Source organism: Rhizobium giardinii bv. giardinii H152 (assembly GCF_000379605.1).
Taxonomy (GTDB): domain Bacteria; phylum Pseudomonadota; class Alphaproteobacteria; order Rhizobiales; family Rhizobiaceae; genus Pararhizobium; species Pararhizobium giardinii.
Genome location: NZ_KB902579.1, coordinates 210705 through 228042 on the forward strand (window position 1 = coordinate 210705; position 17338 = coordinate 228042).

Genomic DNA, 17338 nt, shown 5'->3' on the forward strand with positions numbered 1-17338 from the left:
TGCGCTCAGTTCAGATTGATGACGATCTTGCCGAACGGCCCCCGGTCGAGATGATTGAGCGCGGCTTGCAGGTCTTCGAGCGGGTAGTGTGCGTCTATGACGGGCTTGATGCCTGTCGAATCGATGGCGCGGGAAAAGTCCTCGAGAGCGCGCCGATGACCGACGCTGATGCCCTGGATGACCGGTGATTTCAGTAGCAGCGGTCCGGCTGGTCCCGCGATCTCGAAACCGTCGAGAACGCCGATCAGCGAGATTTTTCCGTGCACCGCCACGGCGCGGATCGACTGGGCAAGGCTCGGACCGCCGGCAATCTCCAGAATATGGTCGACGCCAGCGTCACCGGTAAGCCGGTAGGTGGCCTCGACCCAGTCTTCCTCGCTGCTGTTGATGCCATGATGGGCGCCAAGCGCCTTTGCCTTCTCCAGTTTTTCATCGCTTCGCGACGTGACGATGACCGTCGCACCATGCGCCTTGGCGATCTGCAGGCCAAACAGCGCGACGCCGCCCGTACCCTGGACAAGCACCGTCGATCCGGCTTTCAGCCCGCCGCGCTCGATCAGAGCGAACCACGCGGTGAGACCGGCGACGGGCAGGGTGCTCGCCTCGGCATCATTCAGACTTTCGGGCGCCGCAGAGAACCAATTGTCCGGAAATACCACATACTCGGCAAGCACACCCTGATAGACGCCGCCAAGCGTCTGATAGGCCGGTACGCGCGCATTGCCGTTGTCTGCGGCATCGATCCAATCCGGCTTGAAAGTGGAAATGACCCGGTCACCGGGCTTGAAGCGGGTGACACCGGGTCCAATCGCGTCCACGACGCCGGCCATGTCGGATGCGGGGACAAAAGGCTGCGGCAGCGCCAGCCCCATGCCTGTTTCGATAACCAGTTTGTCGCGATAGTTGAGCGAGGCGGCCGACACCTTGACGCGGATTTCAGCCGGGCCCGGTCGCGGGACCGCCACCGTTTCGAGCTTCAGCTTGTCGCGTCCGATGGCCGCCATCGACCAGCGCCTCATTGTGTCCGCCATGTTTGTCTCCTGCTTGGTAGGCTCCATGAATGCGGCGAAACTAGCATTGCTTTTCATTCGTCAGTGGCGATAAGATTTCCGATAATTGTTTCCTCGAGAGCGACAAATTGATGAATGATCGTTTGAATGGCGTGTCCGTCTTTGTCGAAGCAGTTGAGTCCGACAGCTTTTCCACGGCAGCGCAGCGGCTGAACCTGTCCCGCTCTGCCGTGGCCAAGACCATCGGCCGGCTGGAGGAGCGGCTTGGTGCTCGTCTGTTCCACCGCACCACACGCAGCCAGACGCTGACCGAAGATGGCCAGGCTTTCTACGAGCGCTGCCTGCGCGCGCTTGAAGAGTTGCGGGCAGGCGAGGCGATGCTCGAATCGGGGCGCAAGGAAGTTGCCGGCCGCCTGCGGGTTTCCATGCCGGTTCTTTTCGGTCGCCGCTGTGCGGCGCCGATTCTGCTGAAGTTTGCGCAGGACCATCCGAAACTCGAGCTCGACCTGAACTTCACCGACAGCCGGGTCGATCTCGTCAACGACGGATTTGATCTCGCCATCCGCAATGGCCCGCTTGGCGAATGGCCGGGCCTGATGGTCAGGCGCCTGGCGCACCAGCGCATGACCGTCTGCGCCTCTCCGGGCTATCTGCAGGTCCACGGCGTGCCGAAGACGCGGGAAGACCTGCTTGATCACACGGCGATCCTCTATGCGCGCTCCGGTCGGGTGCGCTCCTGGCTTTTCCCGGTCGAGGGCGCGCCGGACCTCGAAATCATGCCGCGCTCGCGCATGCGCTTCGATGATCTCGAGATGATCGCGGACGCTGCCGTGCAGGGGCTGGGCCTCGTCTGGCTGCCATGCTGGCTCGTGCGCGACCGGGTGAGGGACGGCAGCCTCGTCTGTCTCTTCCAGAATGAATCGAGGCTTTCTTTCGACTGCTACGCCGTCTGGCCGCAGACGCCACATCTGCCGCTCAGGGTACGGCTTGCCCTCGACGCCCTGGCCGAGGGCCTGCCTGCGGCGACCCGGCTTGACGAGGCCGGTGGCCAGCCGTCTGATGTTTGCGCAACACCCTTTCCATAATTGCAACTCTCGGGCTCAGGCCCATTGGCTTTTCAGCCGCAATTACCTATAGGTTCGCCAAAACATGCATTCGAAAGAGGTAAGCGCGTGACAGCTACATTCGACAAGGTTGCGGATATTATCGCGGAGACAAGCGAAATCGACCGCGAGACGATTACACCGGAAAGCCACACGATCGACGATCTCGGCATCGACAGCCTGGACTTCCTCGACATCGTCTTTGCGATCGACAAGGAATTCGGCATCAAGATTCCGCTCGAGCAGTGGACCCAGGAAGTCAACGAAGGTAAGGTCTCGACGGAGGAATATTTCGTCCTCAAGAACCTTTGCGCCAAGATCGACGAACTGAGGGCCGCCAAGGGCTGACGAATGTTCCGCGTTCAACCACGCGGGAACACGTGCAACAACCATATCAATGCCGCCTGTCGCGTGGACTGCGCTTGACAGGCGGCATTTGCGTTTTTACTTGACGGTCGCATGATCGCGCCACCGCACCGGTTTCGGACGGGCCACACCTGGCGAGGTCGTGCGCGGATTTGAAATCCGGAGCATTCCAGGCGCTGTATCGCGATGCGCCGCGCTCCGGGCCAGCTGGATTTGCTCCTGATGCTCCTTGAATATTTTCAGATGATCGACCGGGTCGAGACCCTCGATCTTACCGCCAAGACGCTGACGGCGCGCTCGGTCGTCCCCGCCAAGAGCCCCGTCTTCGAGGGCCACTTTCCCGGCTATCCGCTGGTGCCAGGCGTTCTCCTGATCGAGACGATGGCGCAGGCCTCGGGTTTTCTCGTCCTGGCGGCGACCGGTTTTGCGGCCATGCCGTTCCTGATGTCGGTCGATGGCGCCAAGATGCGCACCTTCGTCGAGCCGGAAGCCGTCCTCGACATCGAGGCTTTTCTGGAGCATGACGGCTCCGGCTTTGCCGTGACCAAGGCAAAAATCACCTCGCAGGGCAAGAAGGTCTGCGACGCGCAATTGAAACTGCGGACCATGCCGTTCGATCAGGTGCCGCTTGGCCCGATTGTAAGGAAGCGTGCCGAAGAAGTGGGGCTGATGGCGGCGATGGCAGCCACGGCCGCGACGGGGGAATGACGATGGGCAAATCGGCCAATGATGTTGTGATCACCGGTGTCGGCATCGTCACCAGCCAGGGCGTCGGCACGGAGGTTCATGCTGCGGTTCTCGCTGCTGCCCAGACGCCTGTCGTGCGCGTCGAGACCGAGCGTTTCGCCCCCTATCCGGTGCACCCGCTGCCGGAGATCGACTGGTCGCAACAGATTCCGAAACGCGGCGACCAGCGGCAGATGGAAAACTGGCAGCGCCTCGGCGTCTTCGCGGCAGGGCTGGCACTGGATGACGCCGGCTTCAAGGATGACCTTGAAGCCTGCAGCAGCATGGACATGATCGTGGCGGCCGGGGGCGGGGAACGCGACATCACCGTCGATTCGCTGATTGTCGACGAGGGGCTGAAGCGCAACGACCGCGAGCGGCTGCTCAACGAGAAGCTGACGACGGAGCTGCGTCCGACGCTGTTCCTCGCCCAGCTTTCGAACCTGATGGCCGGCAACATCTCCATCGTCCACAAGGTGACCGGCTCCTCCCGTACCTTCATGGGCGAAGAGGGAGCGGGCATTTCGGCCGTGGAAACCGCTTTCGCCCGCATCAAGGCGGGCCAGTCCAGTCATACGCTCGTCGGCGGCGCCTTCGTGGCCGAGAGAAAGGACGTCTTGCTGCTGATCGAGGCGATCCAGGGCCACGCCCGTGGCGAGTGGCAGCCGCTCTGGGCGCGCAAGGCCGAAGACGGCGGCGGCATGATCCTCGGTTCGGTCGGCGCTTTCCTCGTCCTGGAATCGCGCGCTCATGCGGAGGCGCGCGGCGCCCACATCTATGCGGCGATCGACACGATCGAGGGCGATCGCGGCAGCCGGGAGGCTGGCCGGCTGGAAGCGCGGCTCGAACGGCTGCTGGAGCCGGCGAAGGAACTGGCGGGCGAGGGGACTGTTGTCTTCTGCGGCACGACCGGCTTTCAGGATCTGGCTGCGCGCGAGCAGGCGGTGCTTAGGACAGCGGTTCCGGGTGCGGCGCTTCGCGCCTATGGTGGCCTGACCGGCCATGCGCTTGAGACCCAGTTCCCGCTTGGCCTGGCGCTCGCTGCACTGACGCTTGACGGCGGAGCGAAGGTTCCGCCGTTCGACGCCGGTCACGAAAGGGCGATGACCGCCAGGGCAACGGCGGCCGTGGTCACAACTGTCGGCCATGTTCGCGGCGAGGGCGTTGCCCTCTTGTCGGCCAATGCGTGAGGAGTGAGCCATCATGACTGCATCGAAATTCACCGATCATCTCGGCCGGCCGATCATCGCGGTGACCGGCATGGGCGTCATCACCTCGCTCGGCCAGGGACTGAAGGACAATTGGGCGGCGCTGACCGCTGGCGTTTCCGGCATCCACGCGATCAAGCGCTTTCCGACGGAAGGATTGTCGACCCGCATTTCCGGCACCGTCGATTTCATCGATGTGCCGGCGGAAAACTCCGTCGAGCGGTCCTATGCCTTCGCTCGTGCGACGACGGAGGAGGCGCTGGCGCAGGCCGGGCTTTCCGGCGATTTCAACGGGCCGCTGTTCCTTGCCGCGCCGCCGATCGAGCCGGAATGGAGCGACCGCTTTGCGCTCGCCGACCGGGCACCGGCCTCCGAGCGCCCTGGCGATGCCTATGACCGGTTCATGGCGGTGCTGCGCAACAAGGCCGATCCCGTCTTCCACGAAGCCATGCTGTTCGGCGCCATTTCCGAGCGCCTCGCCGATCGCTTCGGCACGCGCGGCCTGCCGGTGACGCTTTCGACCGCCTGCGCTTCCGGCGCGACCGCGATCCAGCTCGGCGTCGAGGCGATCCGTCAGGGCCGCACCACCCGCGCGCTGACGGTTGCGACCGACGGTTCGGTCAGCGCCGAAGCGCTGATCCGCTTCTCGCTACTGTCGGCGCTTTCGACCCAGAACGATCCCCCGGAGAAGGCCTCCAAGCCCTTCAGCAAGGATCGCGACGGCTTCGTCATCGCCGAAGGTGCGGCGACGCTGGTGCTCGAAAGCCTGGAGGCGGCGCTTGCCCGCGGCGCCCGCGTACTCGGTATCATGAAGGGCTGCGGCGAGAAGGCGGACCTCTTCCACCGCACCCGCTCGTCGCCGGACGGCGGCCCGGCGATCGCGACGATTCGCGCGGCACTGGCCGATGCCGGGCTTGCCGAAAGCGGCATCGGCTACATCAACGCCCATGGCACCTCGACACCGGAAAACGACAAGATGGAATATGGCGCCATGTCGGCGGTGTTCGGCGAGGCGCTCGCCAGCATCCCGGTGTCGTCGAACAAGTCGATGATCGGCCACACGCTGACGGCGGCCGGTGCAGTCGAGGCGGTCTTCTCGTTGCAGACCATGCTGACCGGCACACTGCCGCCGACGATCAACTACACCAATCCTGACCCGTCGATCGTGCTCGACGTCGTGCCGAACGTGAAGCGGGAAGCAAGCGTCTCTGCGGTCCTGTCGAATTCCTTCGGCTTCGGCGGCCAGAACGCCAGCCTTGTCATGACGGCGGAACCCGCCTAATCCGACAGGCGGCAATTTTGATGAAGACGCCCCTGGGCGAAGGACTAAAATATCATGCGCGCTTTGCAACTGATCGACGACCGCAAGCTGGAAATCACCGACCTTCCCGAGCCGGAAGCGCCGGGACCCGGTGAGGTCACGCTGCGGGTCAAGGCCGTCGCGCTCAACCATATCGATGTCTGGGGCTGGCGCGGCATGGCCTTTGCCAAGCGCAAGATGCCGCTGGTGATCGGCGCGGAAGCGTCGGGCGTGGTCGATCAGATCGGCCCGGGTGTCGCCAATGTGCTGCCCGGCCAACTCGTCTCGATCTACGGCGCGCGCACTTGCGGCCTCTGCCGAGCGTGCCGGGAAGGCCGTGACAATCTTTGCGAGCATGTCGGCGGCGTGCACGGCTTCCATCTCGACGGTTTTGCCCAGGAGAAGGTCAACCTGCCGGCGCGCCTGCTCGTGCCGGCTCCTCCCGGTGTCGATGCGGTGGCTGCGGCTGTCGCTCCTGTGACCTTCGGTACGGTCGAGCACATGCTGTTCGACAATGCCAAGCTCGAGCCCGGCGAAACCATCCTCATCCATGCGGGCGGCTCGGGCATCGGCTCGGCGGCGATCCAGCTTGCCAAGAAGATCGGCTGCACCGTCATCACGACGGTCGGTTCCGACGACAAGATCGAGAAGGCGAAGGCGCTTGGCGCCGATCATGTCATCAACTACCGCACCGATCGCTTCGAGGGTGTCGTGCGCAAGCTGACCAAGAAGAAGGGCGTCGACGTCGTCTTCGAACATGTCGGCAAGGATACGTGGGCAGCCTCGATGTTCAGCCTGAAGCGTGGTGGGCGTCTGGTCACCTGCGGCTCGACCTCCGGCGTTTCCACCGAGATCAACCTGATGATGCTGTTCCAGCAGCAGTTGAAGCTGCTCGGCTCCTTCGGCTGCCGCATGGAGAACATGGCCAACGCCATGCAGAAGATGGCGCGCGGCCTCGTCCATCCGGTCATCGACACCGAAGTCGGTTTCAACGAAATCGACAAGGCGCTGGAGCGCATGGAAACGCGGCAGGTCTTCGGCAAAATCATCCTGCGAATGGACTGATCATCGTGCGCATGCTGATCACACGGCTGGTTCTTGCGGTGGAGCATTTCCGCCAATGGGCGATTGCGCAGTTCGTCTTCCTGCTGCTCGGTACGCTCAAGCTGTTTCCAGCCAATGGCGCCATCGAATTTGCCGATCGTTTCACCCGTTGGCTCGGGCCGAAGCTGAAGCGCCGGCACAGGTTGACGATGACCAATCTGCGCAATGCCTTTCCCGAAAAGAGCGAGGCGGAGATCGAGGCGATCGCGCTCGAAAGCTGGGGCAGTATCGGCAGGCTGGCGGCCGAATACGTCTTTCTCGACGAACTCTTCGATTTCGATCCGGCAAACCCGGAGCCGGGCCGCATCGAGGTTTCCGGCATCCCGCTGTTTGTCGAATTGCGCGACAATCCGCGTCCGTTCATCGTCTTTACCGCCCATAGCGGCAATTTCGAGCTGCTGCCGGTTGCGGGTGCGGCCTTCGGTCTGGACGTGACGGTGCTTTTCCGCCCACCCAACAACCCTTACGTCGCCGACAAGGTGTTCAATTTCCGCAAGCAGCGGATGGGCAGTCTCGTGCCGTCGCATGCCGGTTCCTCGTTCACGCTCGCGCGCAAGCTGGAGGCGGGCGGCGCCGTCGGCGTGCTCGTCGACCAGAAGTTCCGCAAGGGACTGACGACCAAGTTCTTCGGCCGGGACGTCCGCACCAATCCATTGCTTGCCAAGCTGGTGCGGCAGTTCAATTGCGAGGTCTATCCGGCCCGCTCGATCCGGCTGCCGAACGGGCGCTTCCGGCTCGAGCTCGAACCGGCCATCACCATTCCGCGCAGGGCTGACGGCAGCGTTGACGTCAACGCGACGGCGCAGCTTCTCAACGACAAGGTCGAGCGCTGGGTGAGGGAGTATCCGGGTCAGTGGCTCTGGTATCACGACCGCTGGAATATCAAGCGCAGCCTGAAGGACTGATCGGCAGCGGGGCGAGGAAGGCGCCTGCTGCGAGCCTCTTCCCGGCTGTGAATCCGCACCCTTGCTGACGCCGACCGCGCTGGTCCTCGGATCGAGGCTCGCCCGCCCGTGGGCGGCTCCCTACCAGCCATCCGCCGGCCGAATGTCGCTCAAATCGGCAACTGCCTGAAATAATTTCAACGGTAACGTTTCCGGCCGGTGCTCGGGTGTTGAATACGGTTTGCGCGGGTGTAAGTTGACTTCTTAAGGCAAGCCGATTGCAGGCGCTCCGGACGACCGACCATGCGCCGCGCAAATCGATCTATGTCTGGATTGCATCGCGTATCCGTGGCTTCGGGGGCATGAACGGGTTGCGCAGGGGTGGGGTGGAAAATTGAAGGCACTGATTGACCTTTTCTGGTTCAAATATTCCCAGCTGCAATATGCAGTGAAATCCGGCGATTATCTTCTGATAAACATTCTCGACCGGGAAATCGAACCGGTTCTGCAAGCCATCTATCACGAAGAGGCACGGGATTCGGTGGACGCCCGCCTGCAGTTCCAGTTCGTTCTCGACCTGCTGCAGAAGGAAGCCGGCGACGTTTCCAGCGTGCTGCGCCAGCGCGACGTCCTCCAGACCCTGGCGGACCGTTATTTGCAGGCGGGAAGCGGTGACGGCTTCGAGAAATCCTTTGCGCCGCGAACGTGCGGCAGCTTCCAGAAGGGCCGCGTCGACGAGGGCTTCCTGAACGAGGCGATCCTCGACTGCATGCCCGACCGTATCGCCGTCATCACCCCCGACTACCGTTACCTCTACACGAATTCCGTCAACGCCGCGCGACTGGAAGCGCGTCCGATGGACCTCGTCGGCCGACACATCGTCGAGTTCGTCGGTATTCAGCGCTTCGAGCAACGGGTCAAGCCGAACCTCGACAGATGTTTTGCCGGCGAACTCGTGGATTACACCTTTGCCAAGGAGCTTGAGAGCCGCACGATCATCGTGCGCTGCCGGATGACGCCCTGCATGTCGAGCACCGGCAAGATCATCGGCGCAATCCTGATCCTCCAGGAGATTGCCGACCGTCGCCATTCGATCGCCGCGTGAGGGCGACGGGCGACGAGGACCACCGCCCGCGCGCCGAATTGCATGCCGGCTATTTGTCGGACCAGACCGCGAGTTCGTAGCCGTCTGGGTCCTGGAAATGGAAGCGCCTGCCGCCCGGAAAGGAGAAGGTGTCCTTGACGATGCGGGCGCCGGCCGCTTCCAGCCGAGCCTGGGTGGCTGCAAGATCGTCTGCATACAGGATCACCAGCGGTCCGCCCGGTTTCACCGTTCCGGTCGTCAAGCCGCCCGTCAGGCGACCGTCGCTGAATTCACAATATTGCGGACCGTAGTCGGTGAACGACCAGCCGAACGCGGCGCCGTAAAACGCTTTTGAACGGGCGATATCCGATACCGCGAATTCGATATTGTCGATCTGGCGATCAACGCCCTTCTGTCCCATGGGTGGTGTCCTTGCTATGTTTCCAGACGTTTTTTCAACGTGTTGAGGTCTTTCAGAACCCATCTGAAATCGGCCTCGAACTGTTCCTCGCTCACATCGGGCAGCCGCAGCAGCGTGAACATGACCTCGGCGCCGTCGCCATTGGGCACGACACGCAGCGCATTGTGGACTTCAAGTCCCGATGCCATCGTCACGATATGGTCCATCACGCCGAAATCGTTCTCCGGCGCAAATTTCACGCGGACGCTGCCCAGCGGGCCATGCGCCACCCAATTCTCACCGTCGGCCTCCAGGCCGCTGCCGAGGCCGGAGGCCCAGAGCGCCATGTTTTCCGGCTTGGCCGCAAAGTCGTAAACTTCACGCCAATTTCTCTCGATGCTGATGTGAACGATCCTGGCTTGCCTCGCGCTCATCGGTACTTTCCTTCCACGTGTCTGCGAGTTCGATGGAAAATGCGGCGCAAAGTCTTGGGCAAGACGGAAAATCGCCGTGCCGTGTGAGCGCTCGGGGCGTTCGTCCAAGCTTACCCGGCCTACCCGGAAAAGTCTCGCTTTCGACAACAATCACTTGTCGTTAATCGATTTGAATGCCAAAACTCCGTCAGCATGCAAGGCGCTTTGAGGCATCCCCTGCCGCACGAAACCGCCCTGCATAAGTCAATCTGGTGTAGTTATGGCGCATGTCCAGCCGGACATCGGCCGCTTCACTGTCTAACGGAGGCACATACGGTGGCACAGGCGGAAATCGGCCTTATCGGTCTTGGCGTTATGGGATCGAATCTGGCGCTCAACATTGCCGAGAAAGGCAACAGGATCGCAGTCTTCAACCGTACGGTGGAAGCGACGCGGAAGTTCTTTGCCGATGCCGGCGAGCTGCAGAGCCAGATCGTGCCTTGCGAGACCATCGAGGAGTTCGTTGCCGCCATCCGACCCCCACGGCCGATCATCATCATGATCAAGGCCGGCGAAGCCGTCGATCAGCAGATGGAACTGCTCAAGCCCTATCTTGAGAAGAACGACATCATGATCGATGCCGGCAATGCCAATTTCCGCGATACGATGCGTCGCTTCGACCATCTCAAGGACAGCGGCCTGACCTTCATCGGCATGGGCGTTTCCGGCGGCGAGGAGGGCGCGCGCCACGGTCCGTCCATCATGGTCGGCGGCAGGCAGGAGTCCTGGAAACGCGTCGAAAAGGTGCTGACCTCGATCGCCGCGAAATATGACGGCGTCCCCTGCGTCGATTGGCTTGGCGAAAACGGCGCCGGTCACTTCGTCAAGACCATCCACAACGGCATCGAATATGCCGACATGCAGATGATCGCCGAAATCTACGGCATCTTGCGTGATGGCCTGAAGATGGGCGCCACCGAAATCGGCGAAGTCTTTGGCGAGTGGAACAGGGGCCGGCTGAATTCCTATCTTATCGAGATCACCGAGAAGGTGCTGAAGGCGGCAGACCCCATCACCGGCAGGCCGATCGTCGATCTGATCCTCGACAAGGCCGGCCAGAAGGGCACGGGCAAATGGTCGGTGATCGAGGCGCAGAACATGGGCGTCCCGGCGACCGGCATCGAAGCCGCCGTCGCCGCACGCAGCATCTCGTCGATGAAGGATGAGCGCGAAGCCGCCGAAAAGGTGCTGGGCCTGCCGAATGTCGGCGAGTTCAGGGTGGCCGACAAGGCTGCCTTCCTCAAGGACCTCGAGAGCGCACTGCTTGCATCGAAGATCGGCGCCTATGCTCAAGGGTTTGCCGTCATGTCCGCCGCGTCCAAGGAATTCAACTGGAACCTGCCGATGCCGACCATCGCCAAGATCTGGCGCGCCGGCTGCATCATCCGCTCGCAGTTCCTCGATGAGATCACCACGGCCTTCACCAAGGATCCGGATGTCGCCAACCTGATCGTCACGCCGGCCTTTGCCAGGATGGTCAAGGAGAGCGACGGCGCGCTTCGCCGCGTCGTGTCCGCGGCCGCCCTCGGCGGCCTGCCGGTGCCGGCTCTCGCATCTGCGCTCGGCTATTTCGACAGCTACCGTCGCGGGCGCGGTACGGCGAACGTCATTCAGGCGCAGCGCGATTTCTTCGGCGCCCATGGCTTTGATCGCATCGACGGCGAAGATGCGCACCATGGCCCTTGGGGCAGCGGCCTGAGCGCCTGATCTCGGCGCTCTCGTCGGGTCCCTGGACAAAAAAGCCGCGCGAATTGCTTCGCGCGGCTTTTTGCTTCTGTGAAATGCGCGTCAGATGGCCTGGCTCAGGCTCTGCAATTCTTCCGCCGGCAAACCGGCAATGCGGCCGATTACCGCTTTCGCCAGCTCCCGGCCGGCGTGGCGGATGTCCTCGTTCATGGTGATGACTTCGGGACGCAGCCAGCTCAGGAAGTCGCTCGGCACCTTGGACACCATATCCACATGCTGCGTGAGCTTCTTGCCGACGGCTTCGAGGCCGGCGATCAACGCGATCGAACCGGCGCCGGAACCCGAAACGATGCCGTCGGGTGCGTCGTCGGAGCGCATCAGCGTCTCGAACGCTGCGCGGATTTCCGTCAGGCTGTTGTCGAGATCGACCGCGCCGAAGGCGACGGCCTCGACGCCGAAATCGCGGATGCCTTCGTCGAAGCCCTTGCGCATGTGGCGGTGGAAGGTCAGATGCGGCGGCGGCTGCAACAGGACGATTCGCTTGCGCCCGAGCTCCGCCAGCCGCCGGACGGCTTCATAGGCAAATCCTTCATTGTCGAAATCATGATAGGGGTGGATCAGTCCCATATCGGTGCGGCCATGGGTGGCGAAGGGAAAATTTCGCTCCATCATCAGTGCGACGCGCGGATCTTTCGGTTCCGTGCGCGAGATGATCACGCCGTCCGCGGCGCCGGTGTCGAGCACGTAGCGGACCGGGGCGAGGGCGTCCTTCGAAAACCCGTAGGGCGTGATGACCAGATGATAGGGCGTGGAGGCCAACACTTCCGAAATGCCGACGACGATCGGGCTGGTTAGTCCCATCACCTCTTCTTCGAGTGACAGTACCAGGCTGATGACGTTGGTCTTGCCGGTGCGAAGGCGGACGCCGGCGCGGTTCGGCTGGTAGCCCACCTGTTTGGCGACAAGCCGGACACGCTCCTTGGTTTCGGCGCCGATATCGGGCGCATCCTTCAAGGCACGCGAGACCGTCGTGATGCCAAGGCCCGTCATGAAGGCGATTGTCTTCAGGGTCGGGCGCTCCTGCAATGAGGGGGACGCCGAGGCCTGGTTGCTCTTGGTCTTCTCGTCCATTCCCGCCTATCGCCTTTTCATGTTCGTCCGCATCTTTTCCTGCGGCAGACCCTCTCTGGTCTTTCATGCCTTATATACGATTTATGACATATGGGCACCCGTCGCCTAAGCGCGCTCAATTTGTCGAAAATCTGTAACGATACAGTTTGCTTGTCGAGCGCTTTTTTTATCGACTATCAGCGCGGTCTCTCCGTAAGGTTGTATCTCGCAATGCATCATGAAGACTTTGCATCTGCGAAAAGAAGGTCGCGTTTCAAAAGCTTCGCATCTTAAGAAATGTGCTGAAATTCCCGGATAAAAATGACTTTCTGTCCAAACTGCACGTCAACATGAGTGACGCAGGCTGATCTACAATGCACCTTCGAAATACCCGTAATAATTGTTGTGAAAATTTCTTAAGAATTTCGCGTTGTGGCTGTTGCGCATGCAAATCGATTGAACTAAGTTTTTTCCGGTAACGTTACAGTGAGGGAGGAGAACTCATGAAATTGCGTTTGTTGGCAGCTGCTTTGGCGGCGACTGTTGTGCTTCCATTGAGCGTAGCCAGCGCTACCGATCTGGAAGTAACTCATTGGTGGACGTCCGGTGGCGAAGCCGCGGCGGTCGCCGAACTGGCAAAAGCATTCGACGCGACCGGCAATCACTGGGTTGATGGCGCCATTGCCGGTTCGGGTGGTACCGCCCGGCCGATCATGATCAGCCGCATCACTGGCGGCGATCCGATGGGGGCAACGCAGTTCAACCACGGCCGGCAGGCGGAGGAACTGGTAGAGGCCGGCCTGATGCGTGACCTGACCGACGTCGCCACCAGGGAGAACTGGAAGGATATCGTCAAGCCGTCGAGCCTGCTCGACAGTTGCACCATCGAAGGCAAGATCTATTGCGCGCCGGTCAATATCCACTCCTGGCAGTGGCTGTGGCTGTCGAATGCGGCCTTCAAGCAGGCCGGCGTCGAGGTGCCGAAGAACTGGGACGAATTCGTCGCCGCGGCCCCGGCCCTGGAGAAGGCTGGCATCATACCGCTCGCCGTCGGTGGCCAGCCCTGGCAGTCGGCCGGTGCGTTTGACGTGCTGATGGTCGCGATTGCCGGCAAGGACGTCTTCAACAAGGTGTTCGGCGAGAAGGATGCGGAAGTGGCCGCAGGTCCCGATATCGCCAAGGTCTTCAAGGCTGCTGATGATGCCCGCAAGATGTCCAAGGGCAGCAACGTGCAGGATTGGAACCAGGCCACCAATCTGGTCATCACCGGCAAGGCCGGCGGCCAGATCATGGGCGACTGGGCGCAAGGCGAATTCCAGGTTGCCGGCCAGAAGGCTGGCACGGACTATACCTGCCTTCCGGGTCTTGGCGTCAACGAGATCATCTCTACCGGCGGCGATGCTTTCTACTTCCCGCTGCTGAAGGATGAGGAAAAGTCGAAGGCACAGGAAGTGCTCGCCTCGACGCTGCTCGATCCGAAGACGCAGGTCGCCTTCAATCTGAAGAAGGGGTCGCTGCCGGTACGCGGTGACGTCGACCTCGATACAGCCAATGACTGCATGAAGAAGGGTCTCGAGATCCTTGCCAAGGGCAATGTGATCCAGGGCACCGACCAGCTTTTGTCCGCAGACAGCCAGAAGCAGAAGGAAGACCTCTTCTCGGAGTTCTTCGCCAACCCCTCGATGACGCCGGAAGATGCGCAGAAGCGCTTCACCGACATCATCGCGTCGGCCGATTGATCAACGGCTACTCTATCGAAAGCCGGCTCCGCCTCGCGCGGGGCCGGTTCGAAACTCAAACCCGGAAGTTCAATGCCGGCTGTTGCGGTGGGCTCAGGATACCGCGCCACGGACCGGCGATCCTTCGGACTTGAGGATGGAGCGAAGTGCTGCGGTGTGCGCCGCCGCTTTCAATCGGATGAACCTGATCCAGGGGAGGAATGAGACATGACGGGCCAAGCGTATGCCGGCCGGCCAAACCAGTTGTTGCGCAATCTGCATTCCAAGATTGCCTCAATTCCGATGATACTGACCGCCGTCGTGATCTTTCTCGGCGGCACGCTTTGGACGGTGTTTTATTCCTTCACCAATTCGAAGCTCCTGCCGCGCCTATCGTTTGTCGGGCTTGATCAGTATGAGCGCCTGTGGGCAGCCCCGCGCTGGCTGATGTCCATCCAGAACCTTGCCATTTACGGCTTCTTCTCGCTGATTTTCAGCCTGGTGATCGGTTTCGTGCTCGCTGCGCTGATGGACCAGAAAATCCGCTTCGAGAATACGTTTCGGACGATCTTCCTCTATCCGTTCGCTCTCTCCTTCATCGTCACCGGCCTGGTCTGGCAATGGGTGCTCAATCCGGAATTCGGCGTGCAGTCGGTGGTCCGGTCGCTCGGCTGGACGAGCTTCACCTTCGATCCGCTCTACAATCAAAGCATCGTCATCTACGGCATCCTGATCGCCGCCCTCTGGCAGGGAACGGGTCTCGTCATGTGCCTGATGCTCGCCGGCCTGCGCGGCATCGACGAGGACATCTGGAAGGCCTCGCGCGTCGACGGCATTCCGATGTGGAAAACCTACCTCTTCATCATCATTCCGATGATGCGCGCCGTCTTCATCACCACGCTGGTCATCATCGCAAGCGGCATCGTCCGGGTCTACGACCTCGTCGTGGCGCAGACCAGCGGCGGTCCCGGCATCGCCTCCGAAGTGCCTGCCAAATATGTCTACGACTACATGTTCCAGGCGCAGAACCTCGGTCAGGGGTTTGCCGCCTCGACCATGATGCTGATCACCGTCGCCATCATCATCGTGCCCTGGGCCTATCTGGAATTCGGAGGACGCAAGCGTGGATGACACCGTATCGCTCAAGGGGCGGGCTGCCCACAGCGCCTCAAGACTTGCCCCGGGCCCGAAGGGCAAAAAGCCTCGCCCGATGTTTTCTCCCAGAAACATCATGATCTATGGCGCGCTGATCTTCGCCGCGGCCTATTATCTGCTGCCGCTCTACGTCATGGTGGTGACGTCGTTGAAGGGCATGCCGGAAATCCGGCTCGGCAACATCTTCTCGCCTCCTCTCGAGATAACCTTCGAACCATGGGTCAAGGCATGGTCCAGCGCCTGCACGGGCCTGAATTGTGACGGGTTGTCGCGCGGATTCTGGAACTCGGTCCGTATCACCATTCCCTCGACGGTCGTCTCGATCGCGATCGCGTCGATCAACGGCTACGCGCTGGCGAACTGGCGGTTCAAGGGCGCCGACCTGTTCTTCACGATCCTCATCGTCGGCGCCTTCATCCCTTATCAGGTGATGATTTATCCGATCGTCATCGTTCTGCGCGAAATCGGTCTCTATGGCTCGCTGACGGGTCTGATCATCGTCCACACCATCTTCGGCATGCCCATCCTGACGCTTCTCTTCCGCAACTACTTCTCGTCGCTGCCGGAAGAACTGTTCAAGGCGGCGCGCATCGACGGTGCCGGGTTCTGGACGATCTATTTCAAGATCATGCTGCCGATGTCGCTGCCGATCTTCGTCGTCGCCATGATCCTGCAGATCACCGGCATCTGGAACGACTTCCTGTTCGGCGTCGTGTTCACCCGACCGGAATATTATCCGATGACCGTCCAGCTCAACAACATCGTCAACTCGGTCCAGGGCGTGAAGGAATACAACGTCAACATGGCGGCGACCATCCTGACGGGGGCCGTTCCATTGATCGTCTATTTCGTTTCCGGACGGCTTTTTGTCCGCGGTATTGCCGCCGGCGCAGTGAAAGGGTGAGTGCATGAACAACGTCAGCGTATCGGTCAGGGATCTGTCGTTGAGCTTCGGTGCCGTCACCGTGCTCGACACGCTTAACCTCGACATCCAGAACGGCGAATTCCTCGTCCTGCTCGGCTCGTCCGGCTGCGGCAAGTCCACACTCTTGAACTGCATTGCCGGTCTTCTCGACGTCACCAACGGCCAGATCTTCATCAAGGACAAGAACGTCACGTGGGAGGAGCCCAAGGACCGCGGCATCGGCATGGTGTTCCAGTCCTACGCGCTCTATCCGCAGATGACGGTCGAGCGGAACCTGTCCTTCGGCCTGCGCGTCGCAAAGCTGCCGGCTGCTGAAATCGACAAGCGTGTTGCGCGTGCCGCCGAAATCCTGCAGATCCAGCCGCTGCTCAAGCGCAAGCCCTCGGAACTGTCGGGCGGTCAGCGCCAGCGCGTCGCGATCGGCCGCGCCCTTGTTCGTGACGTCGATGTGTTCCTGTTCGATGAGCCGCTGTCCAACCTCGACGCCAAGCTGCGCTCGGAGCTGCGTGTCGAAATCAAGCGGCTTCACCAGTCGCTGAACAATACGATGATCTACGTCACCCACGATCAGATCGAAGCCCTGACCTTGGCGGATCGTATTGCCGTCATGAAGAGCGGCGTCATCCAGCAGCTTGCCGATCCGATGACGATCTACAATTTCCCTGAAAATCTCTTCGTCGCCGGCTTCATCGGTTCGCCGTCGATGAACTTCTTCCGCGGCGAGATCAAGGACCGGGGAGGGCGCAAGGTGATCGAGGTCAATGGCGTCGATTTCGGCATGGAGGCTTATCCGGCGCGCGGACCACTGGAGGCCGGCCGCAAGGTCGTGCTCGGCGTGCGGCCGGAACATGTGAAGGTCGATGAAAACGTGCCTGGACGGGAAGTTCACGATGCGGTCGTCGATATCGAGGAGCCGATGGGCGCCGACAATCTCCTGTGGTTGAAGCATGCGGGGCAGACCATGTCGGTGCGCATTGCCGGTGCGCGACGCTACGCGCCCGGGACGGCGCTGAAAATCAGTTTCGACATGTCGATGGCCTCGGTCTTCGACGCCGCCACCGAAAACAGGATCTGATCAACTGCAAC

Annotated in this window: 17 protein-coding genes; 13 read left to right on the plus strand and 4 right to left on the minus strand. The window is 61.5% G+C overall.

Features of this window, described 5'->3' with window-relative positions; translation table 11 throughout:
• Positions 1 to 5 precede the first annotated feature (5 nt).
• Complete coding sequence (locus A3AY_RS0104595) at positions 6 to 1031, minus strand: zinc-dependent alcohol dehydrogenase family protein (protein WP_026203110.1); 1026 nt, start codon at positions 1029 to 1031, stop codon at positions 6 to 8.
• A 110-nt stretch (positions 1032 to 1141) separates the two neighbouring features.
• Here A3AY_RS0104595 and A3AY_RS0104600 point away from each other — a divergent pair, with 110 nt between their 5' ends.
• From A3AY_RS0104600 to A3AY_RS0104640, 8 genes are all read left to right on the plus strand, one after another.
• Positions 1142 to 2095, plus strand: a complete 954-nt coding sequence (locus A3AY_RS0104600; protein ID WP_018324512.1) for a LysR family transcriptional regulator — start codon at positions 1142 to 1144, stop codon at positions 2093 to 2095.
• Positions 2096 to 2182: 87 nt separating this feature from the next.
• Positions 2183 to 2461, plus strand: coding sequence for an acyl carrier protein (locus A3AY_RS0104605; protein WP_003502893.1), 279 nt, complete (start codon positions 2183 to 2185; stop codon positions 2459 to 2461).
• 240 nt (positions 2462 to 2701) lie between these two features.
• Positions 2702 to 3187, plus strand: coding sequence for a 3-hydroxyacyl-ACP dehydratase FabZ family protein (locus A3AY_RS0104610; RefSeq protein WP_026203111.1), 486 nt, complete (start codon positions 2702 to 2704; stop codon positions 3185 to 3187).
• Between the two features lie 2 nt (positions 3188 to 3189).
• Positions 3190 to 4395, plus strand: a complete 1206-nt coding sequence (locus tag A3AY_RS0104615; RefSeq protein ID WP_018324514.1) for a beta-ketoacyl-ACP synthase — start codon at positions 3190 to 3192, stop codon at positions 4393 to 4395.
• A 13-nt stretch (positions 4396 to 4408) separates the two neighbouring features.
• Complete coding sequence (locus tag A3AY_RS0104620; RefSeq protein WP_018324515.1) at positions 4409 to 5695, plus strand: beta-ketoacyl-ACP synthase; 1287 nt, start codon at positions 4409 to 4411, stop codon at positions 5693 to 5695.
• A gap of 54 nt (positions 5696 to 5749) precedes the next feature.
• Entirely contained in the window at positions 5750 to 6778 is a 1029-nt protein-coding gene (locus A3AY_RS0104625; RefSeq protein ID WP_018324516.1) for a zinc-binding dehydrogenase, read from the plus strand.
• A gap of 11 nt (positions 6779 to 6789) precedes the next feature.
• Positions 6790 to 7722 (plus strand): lipid A biosynthesis lauroyl acyltransferase, encoded by a 933-nt coding sequence (locus A3AY_RS0104630; protein ID WP_018324517.1) that lies wholly within the window; start codon positions 6790 to 6792, stop codon positions 7720 to 7722.
• Positions 7723 to 8095: 373 nt separating this feature from the next.
• Complete coding sequence (locus A3AY_RS0104640) at positions 8096 to 8806, plus strand: PAS domain-containing protein (protein WP_018324519.1); 711 nt, start codon at positions 8096 to 8098, stop codon at positions 8804 to 8806.
• 49 nt (positions 8807 to 8855) lie between these two features.
• Here the strand turns inward: A3AY_RS0104640 and A3AY_RS0104645 are convergent, their stop codons facing one another.
• Both A3AY_RS0104645 and A3AY_RS0104650 read right to left on the minus strand, forming a co-directional pair.
• Positions 8856 to 9206, minus strand: a complete 351-nt coding sequence (locus A3AY_RS0104645) for a VOC family protein (RefSeq protein ID WP_018324520.1) — start codon at positions 9204 to 9206, stop codon at positions 8856 to 8858.
• Positions 9207 to 9220: 14 nt separating this feature from the next.
• Entirely contained in the window at positions 9221 to 9619 is a 399-nt protein-coding gene (locus A3AY_RS0104650; protein WP_018324521.1) for a hypothetical protein, read from the minus strand.
• Between the two features lie 315 nt (positions 9620 to 9934).
• Between A3AY_RS0104650 and gndA the strand changes: the two genes are divergently transcribed.
• Positions 9935 to 11365: an NADP-dependent phosphogluconate dehydrogenase gene (gndA, locus tag A3AY_RS0104655; protein ID WP_018324522.1), complete on the plus strand. Its 1431-nt coding sequence runs from the start codon at positions 9935 to 9937 to the stop codon at positions 11363 to 11365.
• 81 nt (positions 11366 to 11446) lie between these two features.
• On the opposite strand, the gene A3AY_RS0104660 is transcribed toward gndA, so the two are convergent.
• Entirely contained in the window at positions 11447 to 12475 is a 1029-nt protein-coding gene (locus A3AY_RS0104660; protein WP_018324523.1) for a LacI family transcriptional regulator, read from the minus strand.
• Between the two features lie 482 nt (positions 12476 to 12957).
• Here A3AY_RS0104660 and A3AY_RS0104665 point away from each other — a divergent pair, with 482 nt between their 5' ends.
• The 4 genes from A3AY_RS0104665 to A3AY_RS0104680 all read left to right on the plus strand — a co-directional run bounded on the left by A3AY_RS0104665 (position 12958) and on the right by A3AY_RS0104680 (position 17327).
• A complete protein-coding gene (locus A3AY_RS0104665; RefSeq protein ID WP_018324524.1) occupies positions 12958 to 14193 on the plus strand; it encodes an ABC transporter substrate-binding protein in 1236 nt (411 codons plus the stop codon).
• Positions 14194 to 14400: 207 nt separating this feature from the next.
• Positions 14401 to 15303 (plus strand): carbohydrate ABC transporter permease, encoded by a 903-nt coding sequence (locus A3AY_RS0104670; RefSeq protein ID WP_018324525.1) that lies wholly within the window; start codon positions 14401 to 14403, stop codon positions 15301 to 15303.
• Between the two features lie 79 nt (positions 15304 to 15382).
• Entirely contained in the window at positions 15383 to 16231 is an 849-nt protein-coding gene (locus A3AY_RS0104675; RefSeq protein ID WP_018324526.1) for a carbohydrate ABC transporter permease, read from the plus strand.
• A gap of 4 nt (positions 16232 to 16235) precedes the next feature.
• A complete protein-coding gene (locus A3AY_RS0104680; RefSeq protein WP_018324527.1) occupies positions 16236 to 17327 on the plus strand; it encodes an ABC transporter ATP-binding protein in 1092 nt (363 codons plus the stop codon).
• Positions 17328 to 17338: the final 11 nt, after the last annotated feature.